The sequence below is a fragment of the Halorubrum depositum genome, from assembly GCF_007671725.1.
Classification (GTDB): Archaea; Halobacteriota; Halobacteria; order Halobacteriales; family Haloferacaceae; genus Halorubrum; species Halorubrum depositum.
The window spans coordinates 521,488-535,736 of record NZ_VCNM01000001.1; the positions used below are offsets into that span (position 1 = coordinate 521,488).

General features: G+C 69.0%; 13 protein-coding genes and 1 pseudogene. 9 read left to right on the top strand and 5 right to left on the bottom strand.

The window, feature by feature from the left end:
• Window positions 1-7: 7 nt before the first annotated feature.
• Window positions 8-391 (bottom strand): VOC family protein, encoded by a 384-nt coding sequence (locus FGM06_RS02725; RefSeq protein ID WP_144797301.1) that lies wholly within the window; start codon window positions 389-391, stop codon window positions 8-10.
• A gap of 106 nt (window positions 392-497) precedes the next feature.
• Between FGM06_RS02725 and FGM06_RS02730 the strand changes: the two genes are divergently transcribed.
• Window positions 498-1,481, top strand: coding sequence for an NADPH:quinone reductase (locus FGM06_RS02730; protein ID WP_144797303.1), 984 nt, complete (start codon window positions 498-500; stop codon window positions 1,479-1,481).
• Here FGM06_RS02730 and FGM06_RS02735 read toward each other — a convergent pair whose 3' ends face one another.
• The 3 genes from FGM06_RS02735 to FGM06_RS02745 form a co-directional block, all read right to left on the bottom strand.
• A complete protein-coding gene (locus FGM06_RS02735; protein ID WP_144797305.1) occupies window positions 1,482-2,738 on the bottom strand; it encodes a CaiB/BaiF CoA transferase family protein in 1,257 nt (418 codons plus the stop codon).
• A 61-nt stretch (window positions 2,739-2,799) separates the two neighbouring features.
• Window positions 2,800-4,002 (bottom strand): MFS transporter, encoded by a 1,203-nt coding sequence (locus FGM06_RS02740; protein ID WP_144797307.1) that lies wholly within the window; start codon window positions 4,000-4,002, stop codon window positions 2,800-2,802.
• 51 nt (window positions 4,003-4,053) lie between these two features.
• Entirely contained in the window at window positions 4,054-4,815 is a 762-nt protein-coding gene (locus tag FGM06_RS02745) for an IclR family transcriptional regulator (RefSeq protein ID WP_144797310.1), read from the bottom strand.
• A 381-nt stretch (window positions 4,816-5,196) separates the two neighbouring features.
• Between FGM06_RS02745 and FGM06_RS02750 the strand changes: the two genes are divergently transcribed.
• From FGM06_RS02750 to rdfA, 3 genes are all read left to right on the top strand, one after another.
• A complete protein-coding gene (locus tag FGM06_RS02750; RefSeq protein WP_144797312.1) occupies window positions 5,197-6,546 on the top strand; it encodes a DUF362 domain-containing protein in 1,350 nt (449 codons plus the stop codon).
• A gap of 42 nt (window positions 6,547-6,588) precedes the next feature.
• Window positions 6,589-8,556, top strand: coding sequence for an archaea-specific SMC-related protein (locus FGM06_RS02755; RefSeq protein ID WP_144797314.1), 1,968 nt, complete (start codon window positions 6,589-6,591; stop codon window positions 8,554-8,556).
• A 78-nt stretch (window positions 8,557-8,634) separates the two neighbouring features.
• Window positions 8,635-9,258 (top strand): rod-determining factor RdfA, encoded by a 624-nt coding sequence (gene rdfA, locus FGM06_RS02760; RefSeq protein ID WP_144797316.1) that lies wholly within the window; start codon window positions 8,635-8,637, stop codon window positions 9,256-9,258.
• Window positions 9,259-9,275: 17 nt separating this feature from the next.
• Here the strand turns inward: rdfA and FGM06_RS16235 are convergent, their stop codons facing one another.
• Window positions 9,276-9,458: a hypothetical protein gene (locus tag FGM06_RS16235; protein ID WP_241662548.1), complete on the bottom strand. Its 183-nt coding sequence runs from the start codon at window positions 9,456-9,458 to the stop codon at window positions 9,276-9,278.
• Between FGM06_RS16235 and FGM06_RS02765 the strand changes: the two are divergent.
• The 5 genes and pseudogenes from FGM06_RS02765 to FGM06_RS02785 all read left to right on the top strand — a co-directional run.
• Window positions 9,369-10,010: pseudogene (locus FGM06_RS02765) on the top strand (SDR family NAD(P)-dependent oxidoreductase); the annotation flags it as partial. The gene FGM06_RS16235 and the pseudogene FGM06_RS02765 overlap by 90 nt on opposite strands.
• 573 nt (window positions 10,011-10,583) lie before the next feature.
• Window positions 10,584-11,747 (top strand): hypothetical protein, encoded by a 1,164-nt coding sequence (locus tag FGM06_RS02770; protein WP_144797318.1) that lies wholly within the window; start codon window positions 10,584-10,586, stop codon window positions 11,745-11,747.
• Between the two features lie 134 nt (window positions 11,748-11,881).
• Complete coding sequence (locus tag FGM06_RS02775; RefSeq protein ID WP_186310952.1) at window positions 11,882-12,928, top strand: thiamine pyrophosphate-dependent dehydrogenase E1 component subunit alpha; 1,047 nt, start codon at window positions 11,882-11,884, stop codon at window positions 12,926-12,928.
• Window positions 12,921-13,949 carry an alpha-ketoacid dehydrogenase subunit beta gene (locus FGM06_RS02780; RefSeq protein WP_144797320.1) on the top strand — a complete coding sequence of 343 codons (1,029 nt, stop codon included), beginning with the start codon at window positions 12,921-12,923 and terminating at the stop codon, window positions 13,947-13,949. Before FGM06_RS02775 ends, FGM06_RS02780 begins: the two co-directional genes overlap by 8 nt.
• A complete protein-coding gene (locus FGM06_RS02785) occupies window positions 13,946-14,233 on the top strand; it encodes a lipoyl domain-containing protein (RefSeq protein ID WP_144797322.1) in 288 nt (95 codons plus the stop codon). Before FGM06_RS02780 ends, FGM06_RS02785 begins: the two co-directional genes overlap by 4 nt.
• Window positions 14,234-14,249: the final 16 nt, after the last annotated feature.

Here is a 14,249-nt window from a genome sequence, read left to right on the forward strand (position 1 = left end):
CGGTCGGCTACTCGTCGTACCGCGCCAGCTCGACCAGGTTGCCGTCGGGGTCGCGAACGTACACCGACTCCGTTCGCCCTCGTGCGCCGACCTTTTCGACGGGGCCGTGGACGATCTCGACGCCGCGGTCGCGGAGGTCCCGGCGGAGCACCTCGATGGGGTCGTCGACGACGAGACAGAGGTCCCCGCTGCCCGGCGTCGGCCGCTCGGCGTGGGGCGAGTACACGTCGTCGGCCGGGTGGAAGTTGATCTTCTGGTCGCCGAACGAGACGGCCCGCCGACCGCCGTCGAACGTCTCGGCCGTGCCGCCGAGGGTATCCGCGTAGAAGTCGACGGCGCGGTCGACGTCGGCGACGGTCAACACCGCGTGATCGAGCCCGGTGACGTGCATGCGCTCCCTCGGGGCGGCGAGCACATAAGCGCTCGGCGGGGAGACGAAACGTTCGCCGCGGGCGCCGGGGGCACAACACTATACGTCCGTTCGTCGTACGACCCGTATGCGTGCCGTCAGATTCCACGAACACGGAGACGAGAGCGTACTGACCCTGGAGACCGTCGACCGCCCCGAGCCGGGTCCGGGGGAGGCCCTCGTGCGGATCGAGGCGGCGAGCGTGAACCCGATCGACACGTACGTCCGGGAAGGGAACGTGAGCCCGCCGTCCGGGCTCCCGCACGTCGGGGGCTCCGACCTCGCCGGCGTCGTCGAAGCCGTCGGCGAGGGCGTGACCGCGGTCGAGTCGGGCGACCGCGTGTTCGCGACCGGGCTCGGCCTGTTCTCGCCCGGGACGTACGCGGAGTACACCGCGGCGCCGGTCGACCAACTCGCGCCGCTCCCGGAGTCGGTTTCGTTCCGGGAGGGGGCGGCGGCCGCGATGGCGTTCGCGACCGCGTGGCGCGCGCTCGTGACCCGCGGCGACCTCCGTCTGGGCGACGTCGCGCTGGTCCACGGCGCGTCCGGCGGCGTGGGTCACGCGGCGGTGCAGGTCGCCGCGGCGGCGGGCGCGACCGTCGTCGGCACCGCCCGCGAGGGCGAACCCGCGGCGTTCGCGCGAGAACTCGGCGCCGACGCGGTCGTCGACTACCGGAGCGAGTCGCTCGCAGACGATATCGCGGCGGCGGCCGACGGCCGCGAGGTCGACGTGGTGTTCGAGCCGCAGGCGGACGCGCACCTCGCGGCGAACCTGGCCTGCCTGACGCGCGGCGGCCGGATCGTCGTCATCGGAGAGAACGGGCCGATCACCGTCGACGGCGGGACGTCGATGGCGGCGAAGCAGGCGGACGCCGACCTCCGGTTCATGTCGATCGTGGCCTCGGCGGGCGATCAGGCGGCGATCCTCGAACGCGTCGGCGAGGGGCTCGCCGACGGGACGTTCACCGCGGCGATCGATTCGGCCTTCGGGCTCGACGCGGTGCCGGAGGCGCTGGCCGAACTGAGATCCTCGGGGACGCTCGGGAAGGTCGTCCTCGATACGGGCCGCTGATCAGGGCTCGGGGATCGCGCCGGCCTCGATCAGCTCGTCGATGCGGGCGTCGTCGTAGCCGGCCGCTTTCAACACGCGCACCGTGTCCTCGCCCAGCAGCGGCGGCGCCTTCTCGAACCCGGAGTCGGCCCGGTCGTAGTTGAGCGGGTGTTCGATGACCGGGATCTCCCCCGCGGCGGGGTGGTCGATGGAACTGACGACGCCGCGGGCGCGCACCTGTTCGTTGTCCAGCGCCTCGTCGACGTCGAACACCGGGCCCACGGGGAGCCCGCGCTCGTCGGCCAGCAGGTCGACCCACTCGTCGGTCGTCTTGGTTCGCAGGACCTCCGAGAGCTCCGCCTCGAGCGCGTCCATGTTGTTCACCCGCGCCGAGTTCGTGGCGAAGCGCTCGTCCGACGAGAGGTTCTCGCGCCCGATCGCGTCGCAGAACTCCTCCCAGAGCTTCTGGTTCCCGCAGGCGACGTTGAGGTGGCCGTCGGCCGTCGGGTACATCTGGTACGGGGCGAGCACCGGGTCCTTCGTCCCCATCCGCGACGTCTCCTCGCCGACGAAGCTCTTGCCCGCCTGCTTCGTGAGCCACGGGAGCGCCGCGTCGAGCATCCCGAGCTCGACGCGCTCGCCCTCGCCGGTCCGCTCGCGGTTGTACAGCGAGGTGACGATCCCGAACGCCGACCACATCGCGGTGATGAGGTCCGTCTGGGGGAGCCCGACCTTCGCCGGCGGCGCGTCGGGGTAGCCCGTGACGCTCATCGTGCCGCTCATCCCCTGCACGAGCAGGTCGTACCCCGGCCGGTCGCTCCACGGGCCCGTCTCGCCGAACGCCGAGATCGAACAGTAGATCAGGTCGTCGTTGTGATCCCGGAGCGTCTCGTAGTCGACGCCGAGGCGCTCGGCGGTGCCCGGCCGGAAGTTCTCGACGACGACGTCCGCCTCGGAGACGACGTCGTACAGCGCGGTCAGCCCCTCTTCCGTCTTCAGGTTCAGTTCGATGCTCTGCTTACCGTAGTTCACCGTCCAGAAGTACGGCGACTCCCCCTCGTCGGACGCCGGCTTCCCGGGGCCCTCGTACCCCTCGACGTCGACGAACGGCGGCCCCGAGTACCGGCTGTCGTCGCCGACGCCCGGCCGCTCGACCTTGATCACTTCCGCCCCCTGATTCGCTAACATCATCGTGGCGAAGCCGCCGGTGACGAACGTCGTCAGGTCGACCACGACGATCTCCTCTAAGAGTCGCTGTCGCTTCTCGTCTGGGCTCATACCTACCACTCCGACGACGACGGCATAAAGGTTGGGAGACCGCGGGCGGTGAGGGGAACGGCTACAGCCGCATCAACAGCAACACCGCGGCGCCGCCGAGCCCGGCGATCCCGGCGAGGAGGAAGAACAGCACGGCGCTCGTCGCGTGCGTGAGCACGAACCCCGCGAGCGACGCGCCGAGGGCGCCGACGCCGAACATCGCGAGGTACGTGAAGCCGTACGAGAGCCCCTGCACCGCTTCGTCGGCGTTCTCGGCAACGACGACCTGGTATATCGGGGCCGTGCCGTACACGAAGAAGCCGAGCAGGAGACAGGCGCCGACGAGCGCGACGGTGCCGAGCTCCCGGACGAACGGGAACGCCGCCGCGAGGCCGGCCAAGACAGCGAAGAAGCCGAAGAAGGCGGTCGTGCTGGAGACGCGGTCGGTCAGCCGCCCGCCCACGTACTGGCCGCCGATGCCGACGGTCAGGAGGGCGGTGTACACGTACTGGGCCGGCTGGACGGTCTGATCGAGCAGCTCGAAGGACTGGAGCGCCGGGGACTCGGCGAGGACGTCGGGAAGGAACGTCAACAGGCCGCGGTAGTACGTGCCGTACAACAGCACCGCGACGAGCGCGACCGCGAACGCGGTCGCGAACAGGGTGCGGGAGTCACGAGCGGTCTGTCGGAGCTCGTCGGCGATCGACCCCGTCTCGCCCGCGTCCTCGGCCTCGCCGAGCTCGAACTCGATCCGCGTCCCGGCCAGCCCGACGAGCAGGGCCACGGCCGACAGCGCGCCGGCCGCGAGCCGCCAGTCGGCGACCATGAGCAACAGCGCCGTGAGGAGCGGGCCGAACGCCGTCCCGACGTTGCCGCCCACGCCGTGATACGCGAACACCGAGCCGCGGGCGTCCGCGGTGCGGCTGATGAGCGAGAGCCCCGCGGGGTGGTAGACGCTCGCGAAACAGCCCCACAGGAGCACGGCGGCGCCGAGCGAGACCACGCCGCGCGAGAGCGCCACGATCCCGAACCCGATCCCCATTCCCGCGATGGAGATCAAGATCAGTCGCCGCGAGCTGAACCGGTCCGAGAGGATCCCGCTCACCGGCGCGCCGAGGCCGATGAACGCGTAGCCGGCGCCGATGACGGTGCCGATGACGGCCGCCGAGACGTCGAATTCGGCCATCCAGAGCCCGACGAAGAGCGGTATCGAGAGTTCGTACGTGTGAAACATCCCGTGGGCGAGAGAGGTGAATCGCACGAGCGACCGATCGTTCGCGTTCATTGGTTCGACGAGCGCCGAGAGACATTATAAACTCTCGGGGGCCGGCGATCCTCACACCGAGTGTTCGATGTGGAGCTCCAGCTCGTTGACCGCGCCGAGGATCCGTTCGGGGAGCGCCTCGGTGAAGCGGTCGCCGGTGATCCGGTTGGCGGGCCCGGAGACGCTCAGCGCGCCGACCACCTCGCCGCCGGCGACCACGGCCGCACCGATCGCGTGGACGCCCGCCGTCGTCTCCTGTCGGTTGAACGCGTAGCCGCGCTCACGGATCCCGTCCAGCTCCGCGAACAGGTCCTCGCGGGTCGTGATGGCGTCGTGGCCGGCGTCGAGTCCGTGCGCGTCGACTATCGCCTCGACCCGGTCGCGGTCGTACGCCGCGAGGATCGCCTTCCCCGCCGCGCTCGTGTGGATCGCGCCGCGCTTTCCGACGTGGGCGCCCGTCTGAACGGCGCTCTGTCCGACTTCGGTGTAGAGGTACACCCGCTCGCCGTTCTCCTCGACGATGAACTGCGCCCGTTCGCCCGTCTCGTCGGCGAGGGCGTCGACCTTCTCCTTGATCATGGGGTAGGCCGTCACGCGGCGCTGGATCTGCCCGCCGACCGTGAGGAACTGGAGGCCGAGCGCGTACACGTCGCCGTCGCGGACGACGTACCCGTGTTTCTTCAGCGTCGCGAGGTGGCGGTGGACCGTGCTCGGGGCCAATCCGAGATACTCGGATAACTCGGCGATCGTCATCCCGTCGTTTTCGCGCAGCGCATCCATCACCCGTAACGACGTTTCAGTCGTTTTAGCGACCGATTTGAGTTCTTTTTCCATACGTCACAGTCCGCTCCTAACTACTTAACTTCCCGTGTACTCGGATAATAAAGAATATTTGGCCGTACGAGGCCGTCGGTGTCGCCGAGAACCGTCGGCGTCTTGAGTCATCGTCTAAGCATGTAGAACGCCTCTCGGCGGGCCAGCGCGTCGTTATCGGTAATCAAGCCGAGAAAGACCCGTCGTCGTCGGGTATAACAGATCCGGATTATTCGGATCTAGATTCGATCTCGTCGTGTTTCATTACAGCCGTACGTTTGTAACGGAGATTCCGTCCGCCGCACGCGTTCGACGTCGCGGCGATACCGCTCGCGGGGGCGATTCCGGGACGGATCGCGTCGCGGCCCCCACGTTTATGTCGGTCGAGCGGGAGTCGATCACATGGACTCACTCGACGATCTCGTCGTGCCCGAGGCGACCGTGCTCGACGCGTGCGGCGACCGGCCGCTCCCGGAGTTGGGGCTCATCGAGCGCGCATGGGAGACCGACCCGATCCCGAGCGACCGCGTCGAGGCCGCGGCCGCCGAGGCGGTGGCGTCGCTGGAGTTCGACGGGGTTCCCGAGGGCGGCGAAGTCGCCGTCGGCGCCGGCAGTCGCGGGATCGCGAACCTCCCGTCGATCGTGAGCGGCGTCGTCGGCGCGATCGAGGACGCCGGCTACGACCCCTTCGTGTTCCCGGCGATGGGGAGCCACGGCGGGGCGACCGCGGAGGGCCAGCGGGAGATGCTCGAATCGCTCGGCGTGACCCCGGAGGCGATCGGCTGCGAGATCCGGTCGAGCATGGAGGTCGTGCGGGTCGGCGAGACCCCCGATCGAGGCGTTCCCGTGTACGCGGACGCCAACGCCGCCGCCGCCGACGCGATCGTTCCGGTCAACCGGGTGAAACCCCACACCGACTACGACGGCCCCGTCGAGAGCGGGCTCTCGAAGATGCTCGTCATCGGCATGGGGAAACAGCGCGGGGCGAAGACCGCCCACGAGTGGGCGGTCGACTGGAGCTTCCGGAACATGATCCCGGAGATCGCGGAGAAGCTGCTGGCCGAACTCCCGGTCGCGGGCGGCGTCGCGATCGTCGAGGACCAGTTCGACGACACCGCCGTGATCGAGGGCGTCCCTCCGTCCGGCTTCCTCGACCGCGAGGCGGAGCTGCTGGAGGACGCGTACGACCGCCTGCCGACGGTCCCCTTCGACGACGTCGACGTGTTGGTCCTCGATCGGCAGGGGAAAGACGTCAGCGGGCAGGGGATGGACACGAACGTGATCGGCCGGCGCCCGTTCGCGATCAACGAGCCGGAGCCGGAGCTGCCGGACGTCAAGCGAATCTTCGTGCGGGGGCTGACGGAGACGACCCACGGCAACGCCATGGGGATGGGCTCCGCGGACTTCGTCCATCGAGATCTCGCCGCCGAGCTGGACAGCTCGACCACGCTCATCAACGCGATCACCGCGAGCACGACGCGCGGGGTTCGGCTCCCGCCCGTCGTCGAGACGGACCGCGCGGGGCTCGTCGCGTCGCTGTCGACCGTCGGCGTCGTCGATCCGGACACGGTCCGCGTGCTCCGTGCGACGGACACGATGCGGCTCGACCGGCTGTACGCCTCTCCCGCGCTCGTCGACGAGGCCCGCGAGCGCGACGACCTGCGGGTCGTCGCGGAGCCGAGCCCGATCGAGTTCGACGACGGCCGGTTCGTCGCGCCGACCCCGCACGAAACCGGAGAGCGCGGCGGCTGAGAGATAGATTTAAGGATATGAGAGAGTTCAACTAGATAATCGATGGATCAGACCTCTCAATCGGCCGTGCGCGTCGACGTCCGAAATGTGGGCGGCATCGACGAGGCGTCCGTGACCCTCCCCGAGGGGGTCTCGGTGTTGGCCGGGCGAAACGCGACGAACCGGACCTCGTTCCTGCAGGCGCTGATGGCCGGACTCGGGAGCCGTCGGAGCTCGCTGAAGGGCGACGCCGACGAGGGCGAAGTGACCCTCGAACTGGGCGACGAGACGTACACCCGGACGCTGAAGAGACGCGGGGACTCGGTCGCGTTCGGCGGCGACCCGTACCTCGACGACCCGGAGCTCGCGGACCTGTTCGCGTTCCTGCTGGAGAACAACGAGGCGCGCCGGGCCGTCGCCCGCGGCGACGACCTTCAAGAGATCATCATGCGGCCGATCGACACCGACTCGATCGACGCCGAGATCCGGGAGTGCAAGCGCGAGCGGTCCGAGCTGGAAGACGAGATCGACCGGCTCGACGGGCTCGAACAGGACCTCCCCGAGCTGGAGGCCGAGCTCCGCGAGAAGCGGTCGGAGCTCGAGGAGGCCGAGGCGGAGCTCGAATCGGTCCGGGATGAGCTGGACGACCTCGACGCCGGCGTCGAGGAGAGCCGCACCCGCAAGCGGGAGCTCGAAGAGGCGTTCCAGCGCGTTCGCGACGCCCGCTCGGAGCTGGACGACCTCGAGTTCGACCTCGAGACCGAACGGTCGACGCTGACGGAGCTGAAGGCGGAGCGCGACGAGCTCCAGGAGACGGTGGAGTCGGCACAGGAGCCCGACGAGAGCCCCGATCAGCTCGCCGGTCGCATCGGCGAGCTGCGCCGTCGCCAGCGCGCGCTCGACGACGCGATCAACGAGCTCGGCAGCGTCATCAACTTCAACGAGGACATGCTCGAGGGCTCGGCTCCCGCCATCGACGTCGAGGGGAGCGGCGACAAGGCGGTCGCCGCCGCCGGCGCGTCCCGGGGCGGCGACAGCCCGACCGACGCGCTGACCGGCGAGGACCGGACGACGTGTTGGACCTGCGGCTCCGTGGTCGAGACCGAACAGATCGAGGCGACGCTCGACCGCCTCCGAGACCTCCGGTCGGAGCGGCTCGACGAGCGAGGCGATCTCCGCGAGGAGATCCAGGAGCTTACCGACCGGCAGTCAGAGCTGCGCGAGGCGCAGCGCGAGGTCGAGCGCGCCGAGGAGCGGCTCGACGCGGTCCGGTCGGAGATCGAGGGGACCGAGTCTCGGATCGCGGATCTCGAGGACCGGATCGAGGCGAAGCGGTCGGAGATCGAGGAGCTTGAGGCGGAGGCCGAGTCGATCGACGTGGACGGTCACGACGAGGCGCTGGAGCGCCACCGCGAGGCCAACGAGATCGAGCTCCGGATCGGGCGGCTCGAAGACGAGATCGCGGAGATCGAAGCGGAGATCGACGAGCGGGAGGAGGCGATCGAACGCCGCGAGGAGCTCGAGGCCGAGCGGGAGGCGATCGCGGACCGGCTGACGGAGCTGCGAACGCGGGTCGACCGGCTGGAGGAGAGCGCCGTCGAGGAGTTCAACGAGCACATGGCGACGGTCCTCGACATCCTCGGGTACGAGAACCTCGACCGGATCTGGATCGAGCGCCGCGAGACCGACGTGCGCGAGGGGCGGCGGAAGGTCACGCAGACGCGGTTCGACCTCCACATCGTCCGCTCGTCGCCCGACGGCGCCGCCTACGAGGACACCGTCGACCACCTCTCGGAGAGCGAGCGCGAGGTGACCGGACTCGTGTTCGCGCTGGCGGGGTACCTCGTTCACGACGTTCACGAGACGGTGCCGTTCATCATCCTGGACTCGCTGGAGGCGATCGACTCGGACCGCATCGCGCGCGTGGTCGACTACTTCCGCGACCACGCGGATTACCTCGTGGCCGCCCTGCTCCCGGAGGACGCCGCCGCGCTCCCCGACGAGTACGCGTACGTCGAGCGGATCGACTGAGTCCGGACCGGCGCCGTTCGGGTCGGAACCGCGTCGTCGCACCGATACCCTTGTAACGCTACCCCTCGAACCACCGATATGACCGGCGAGGACGGACCGAACACGAAAGTCGGGCGAGTGATCGAGGCGTACGATCTCGACGAGATGGGATCGACGCTCGAGGCCGAGTGGACGGGCGAGACGGGCGAGCGCACGAGCCTGCGGGACCTCGCCGACGAGTTCAACGAGGCGGTGGTGGCGGCGGCGGTCCGCGAGTCCGCCAGCTCGTCGCTCGACGTCGAGGTCTCGAGCACGTACGAGGCGCTGCGGAACGGGACCGGCCCGGAGGCGACGCGGGCGCGACGGCGACTCGAACGCGAGGGCGTGGACGTCGACGAACTGACTGCCGACTTCGTCACGCACCAGGCGATCCACACGTACCTCACCGAGGACCGCGGGGCGAGCCTCCCCAGCGACGAGGAGGGGCGCGTCGACCGGAAGATCCAGACGATCGAGAAGCTGCAGGGGCGGCTCTCGGCGGTCAGCGAGTCGGCGATCTCGTCGCTCGCGAACGCCGGCGAGCTCGATCGGGACGACTACGACGTCCTCGTGGACGTGCGGGCCGTCTGTCCGCACTGCGGGGCGGACGCGCCGGTCAGCGAACTCATCCGCCGGGGCGGCTGCGGCTGCGCGACCGACGACGCCGCGGCGGACGGGGACTGATTCGGCCGGCTGGCGGCCTACCGCTTCCTGGCCGCCGCGACCGCGTCGACCGTCCGGCGCGCGTTCTCGGTGATCGTCGCGTACGCCTCGTTCGCGACGGCCTCGCCGCCGTCGACGGGATCGAGGCGGCGGGCGGCGAAGCGACGTTCGTCAGGGCCGACATGCGCGAGCCCGCTGAGATCGAGGCGCTCGTCGACCACGCCGCCGCGGAGTACGGACGGATCGACGTGCTGGTGAACAACGCGGGCGTCCAGACGGAGACGACCGCTCGGGAGGCGACGGTGGAGGACTGGGAGTTCGTCGTCGAGACCGACTTCCGGTCGTTCTGGCTGTGCGCGAAGCACGCGGCCGACCACATGCCCGCCGGCGGGACGATACTCAACACCGCCTCGAACCAAGCGTACCTCACGATGCCCGGTCTCTTCCCCTACAACGCGGTCAAGGCCGGGATCAACGGGATGACCCGCGCCCTGGCGCTGGAGCTCGGCCCGGACGGGATCACGGTGAACACGATCAACCCCGGCTGGATCGAAATCGACCGGACCCGGGAGGAGCTGGGCGACGACTACGGGAACACGGAGGACATTCATCCGGTCGGTCGACTCGGGAAACCCGCCGACGTGGCCGGGGTCGCGGCGTTCCTCGCGAGCGACGACGCGAGCTTCGTCACCGGCGAGAGCGTCCTCGTCGACGGCGGCCGGTCGCAGGTGATGGAAGACGACCGCTATCTCGACTACCGTCGAAACCGGTGATCGCACGACGAGCGTTTCGGTGACGGTGCGGTCCGTCGACGGTGGCGGTCGCGTCGGAACCGGTGGGCGCAGATACACAAGTGTTTATACTATTCTGTTAACCTAACAAACATACTATTTATTTACGAGATCGGATCGTTCAGAGTCGGTCGTTCCCGAAACGCTCACGCAGTTTGCGATTCTTCGGCGAATACGAACCTTGAAATAGGCACTAACGCCGTTTCCTCGACGAACGGATATCCATCGATCAGCCGGTTCGCGGTGGGGTCGACGGTTGTCGCTCATTCTCCGGCACTCGGCACCTCTCAGCCGACAAAAACGCCGATACCGTCATCCGTCGAGATCGAGTGCGACTATCCGGGAACGTATAAATATAAGAAATATAGTATGTATTTTTGTTTGGTAGTTAGACGTATCGTCGAGCGTCGTCGCCCGGTCCGATTCGGTCCGTTCGGCTGGCCTACCGTATAGACACGTCAATCCGCGGCGGCGTCGACACCGCGTCGGCGAGTTCGATGGCCGCGGCGGGCAGGCGAGAGAACCGTTTATTGTCCGCGGGTCAGACGGCACCGTATGGACGAGGCGGCGGTGTTCGACCGCGTGGTGACCGCGCTCGACGAGCGGAACTACGAGCCGCTGGTGCACGTGCCGGAGGCCCACAGCGAGACGTACGCGGACGTGCTCGACCGGTGTCGCCGCCACGAGATCTCGATTCGGAGGCGGTACCCGGACGTGCTCGGCTTCACCGACGCGGACCGCGTGTTCGCGATCGAGGTGAAGGGGTCGACGAACCTCCTCCGCGGCATCGGGCAGGCGATGACGTACCAGCAGGGCGCGCACGTCTCGTACCTCGCGGGCGACGGTGAGGCCGTCGCGCCCCACGCGAACCTGCTCCGGTCGAAGGGGGTCGGCGTCATCGGCGTCGACGGCGACGGGGCGACCTCGTGGAGCGACCCGCCGAGCGCGGAGTCGGCCGAGGAGGTCGCCGACGTCGAGGGGCAGCTGTCCATCCGGCTCCGCGGAAACGCGTTCGGCGGCGACGTCACGACGCTGAGCCTCGCGCAGCCGCTGAACTACCTCGCGCCGGTCGTCGCCCTCGACCGGTACGGGCCGCTCGCGCGCGACGAGCTCGTCGACGTCATCGCCGACGAGTACGGGTTCGGCGCCGGGGACGAGACCGTCGCGAGCGCGCGGACGCTCGGACTCCTCGCGCTCGGCTCGCCGCACGCGCTGACCTCCCAGGGCGAGCTGGCCGCGACGGTGCTCCGCGGGTACGGGGTCGAGGACCTCGACGACCTCCGCCTGACGAAGCGGGACGTGACCGGGAAGACGGTCGCCGAGGTCCACCCGCCGCTCGCGGTGCTCCTCCGGAACTCGTTTTCCCGGCACCCGGAGTTCGGCCTGCTGCTCGACGCGCTCCGCAAGGAGGGGCCGCGCGTGCAGTTCCTCGACCTCGTCGAGCGGCTGGTCCGCGAGTACCCGAACGTCTTCCTGAGCGCGTTCTGCACGACGCGGGGCGCCGCTCGCGCCCGAGAGCTGATCGAGCGAGGGAAGACCGCGCGCCTCTATCGCGACCCGTCGGTCTGGCGGGACGTGATCCGCAACAACGTCCTCTTCAACTTCGTCCAGCAGCTGAAACACGTCGGCGTGCTCGCTCCGGAGACGCGGAGCCACAGCGGGGCGATAGACGAGTACGACCCCGACGAGAAGCCGTGGATCGTCGCCGATCTCGGGTAGGCGCCGGAGACTCCGATCGGGAACAGCGGCAACGCGACCGGAAGGTGACCCGCCGATGGCGAGTGTGCTCCGGATATGTCGTTCGGATGCCACCAGAAGTATCTAATATTATTAACCGTGTACATTACTGTGGCATGGTATCAGTAGGCAAGATGCGCGAGCTGTACGCCGACATGGTAACGGCGCGGTACTACGAGGAACGCCTCCAGGAGGAGTACCTGGAGGGGAAACAGCCGGCGTTCGACATCTCCGCGGGGCCGATTCCCGGGGAGCTCCACCTCGCGGCGGGTCAGGAGGCGGCCGCCGCGGGCGTCTGTCACCACCTTCGACCGGACGACACCGTAACGGCGCCGCATCGGCCCCATCACGTCGCCATCGCGAAGGGCGTCGACCTGAAGCGGATGACCGCCGAGATCTTCGGGCGGAAGACGGGCCTCGGGAAGGGCAAAGGCGGGCACATGCACCTGTTCGACCCCGACGTGAACTTCGCGTGTAGCGGGATCATCGCCGAGGGGTGTCCGCCGGCGGCCGGGGCGGCGTTGGCGGCCAAAAAGCGGAACGAGGACGCCGTCGCGGTCGCGTTCCTCGGCGAGGGGGCGATCGACCAGGGGGCGTTCCTCGAGTCGCTGAACTTCGCGAGCGTCCACGACCTGCCGGTCGTGTTCGTCGTCGAGGACAACGACTGGGCGATCAGCATGCCCAAAGAGCGCGTCACCGACGTGGAGGACGGGTCCGATCGGGCGGCCGGGTTCGACATGCCCGGCGTTCGCGTCGACCGTGACGACGCCCTCGCCGTCTACGAGGCGGCCGGCGAGGCGGTCGGGCGTGCGCGGGATCGGAACGGACCGACGCTCCTGGAGGTGCAGGTCCACCGCCGGATGGGCCACTTCATGGGCGATCCGCAGGCGTATCGGTCCGACGAGGACGAGGAGGCCGCGCTCGCCCGCGACTCGATCGACAGGCTCGAATCGGAGCTTCGGGACCACGGCGTCGACGATGACGGGCTCGCGGGGATCCGGGAGGACGCGGAGGCGCGGGTCGAGGAGGCGATCGCGTGGGCGAAAGAGCAGCCGCAGCCCGCCCCCGAAGATGCCCACGACGACGTGTTCGTGAACCCGCCCTCGGGCGTGACGACGGACGAACCGGAGTTCGAGCTCGCGGAGGTGAACGGCGATGAGTGAGTCGGAGGGCGTCGTCGACCGCGAGCTGACGATGAGCCGCGCGATGGTCGAGTCGATCGCCCACGAGATGCGCGAGAACGAGGAGGTGTTCTACATGGGCGAGGACGTCGCCGACTACGGCGGCATCTTCGACAGCACCCAGGGGTTACTCGACGAGTTCGGTCGCGACCGGATCATGGACGTGCCGATAAGCGAGACCGCGTACCTCGGGGCGGCGGTCGGCGCCGCGCAGGAGGGGATGCGTCCGATCGCGGAGCTGATGTTCGCGGACTTCTTCGGCGTCGCGATGGACCAGATCTACAACCAGCTCGCGAAGAACACCTACATGAGCGGCGGCAACGTGAACGTGCCGCTCGTCCTCACGGCCGCCGTCGGCGGGACGTACAACGACGCCGCCCAGCACTCGCAGACCCTCTACGGGACGTTCGCGCACGTTCCGGGACTGAAGCTCGTCGTGCCGTCGACCGCCTACGACGCGAAGGGGCTGATGCACAACGCGATCCGCGACGACGACCCGGTGATGTACCTGTTCCACAAACGGCTGATGGGGATCGGCTGGATGCCCGCGCCGGACGGCCCGAAGACGCCGGTCCCGGAGACGGACTACACCATCCCGTTCGGGTCGGCCGACGTCAAGCGCGAGGGCGACGACGTTACCGTGGTCACGCTCGGGCTCCACGTCCACCGCGCGCTCGACGCGGCGGAGTCGCTCGCGGCGGAGGGGATCGACGCGGAGGTCGTCGACCTCCGGAGCCTGGTCCCGCTCGACACCGAGACGGTCCTCGAGTCGGTCCGGAAGACCGGGCGGCTCGTCGTCGTCGACGAGGATTACCGGTCGTTCGGCGTCACCGGAGAGATCATCGCGCGGGTCGCCGACCGCGACCTCGACGCGCTCGACGCCGTCGAGCGGGTGGCCGTTCCCGACGTGCCGATCCCGTACGCCCGCCCGATGGAGAACGAGGTGATCCCGGACGCCGACGACATCGAGGAGCGCGTTCGAGCGGTCCTGTCCGCAGAATGAGCGGACGACGACTGGCGGCCGACGGCGGCTCCGGGATGCGGGTCGCGGTCCGCGCGACCGGCGACTGGGAGGCCGACGTCGACGAGACCGAGGGGATCCTCGTCGACTGGTTCGCCCGCGAAGGCCGGGCGGTCGAGGCCGGCGACACGCTGTGTGAGATACAGGTCGAGAAAGTGAGCGTCGACATTCCCGCGCCCGTGGCGGGGACTCTCGACGAGATCGTCGTGGGCGAGGACGACGAGTTCGAGATCGGCGACACGCTCGGGTGGATCCGGACCGAGTGACGGCTCGCCTCCCCCG

Excerpts from the sequence above, each read along its gene's own strand:
- FGM06_RS02725 (WP_144797301.1), bottom strand. The coding sequence starts at position 391 with ATGCACGTCACCGGGCTCGATCACGCGGTGTTGACCGTCGCCGACGTC.
- FGM06_RS02730 (WP_144797303.1), top strand. The coding sequence starts at position 498 with ATGCGTGCCGTCAGATTCCACGAACACGGAGACGAGAGCGTACTGACC.
- FGM06_RS02735 (WP_144797305.1), bottom strand. The coding sequence starts at position 2,738 with ATGAGCCCAGACGAGAAGCGACAGCGACTCTTAGAGGAGATCGTCGTG.
- FGM06_RS02740 (WP_144797307.1), bottom strand. The coding sequence starts at position 4,002 with ATGAACGCGAACGATCGGTCGCTCGTGCGATTCACCTCTCTCGCCCAC.
- FGM06_RS02745 (WP_144797310.1), bottom strand. The coding sequence starts at position 4,815 with ATGGAAAAAGAACTCAAATCGGTCGCTAAAACGACTGAAACGTCGTTA.
- FGM06_RS02750 (WP_144797312.1), top strand. The coding sequence starts at position 5,197 with ATGGACTCACTCGACGATCTCGTCGTGCCCGAGGCGACCGTGCTCGAC.
- FGM06_RS02755 (WP_144797314.1), top strand. The coding sequence starts at position 6,589 with ATGGATCAGACCTCTCAATCGGCCGTGCGCGTCGACGTCCGAAATGTG.
- rdfA (WP_144797316.1), top strand. The coding sequence starts at position 8,635 with ATGACCGGCGAGGACGGACCGAACACGAAAGTCGGGCGAGTGATCGAG.
- FGM06_RS02770 (WP_144797318.1), top strand. The coding sequence starts at position 10,584 with ATGGACGAGGCGGCGGTGTTCGACCGCGTGGTGACCGCGCTCGACGAG.
- FGM06_RS02775 (WP_186310952.1), top strand. The coding sequence starts at position 11,882 with ATGGTATCAGTAGGCAAGATGCGCGAGCTGTACGCCGACATGGTAACG.
- FGM06_RS02780 (WP_144797320.1), top strand. The coding sequence starts at position 12,921 with ATGAGTGAGTCGGAGGGCGTCGTCGACCGCGAGCTGACGATGAGCCGC.
- FGM06_RS02785 (WP_144797322.1), top strand. The coding sequence starts at position 13,946 with ATGAGCGGACGACGACTGGCGGCCGACGGCGGCTCCGGGATGCGGGTC.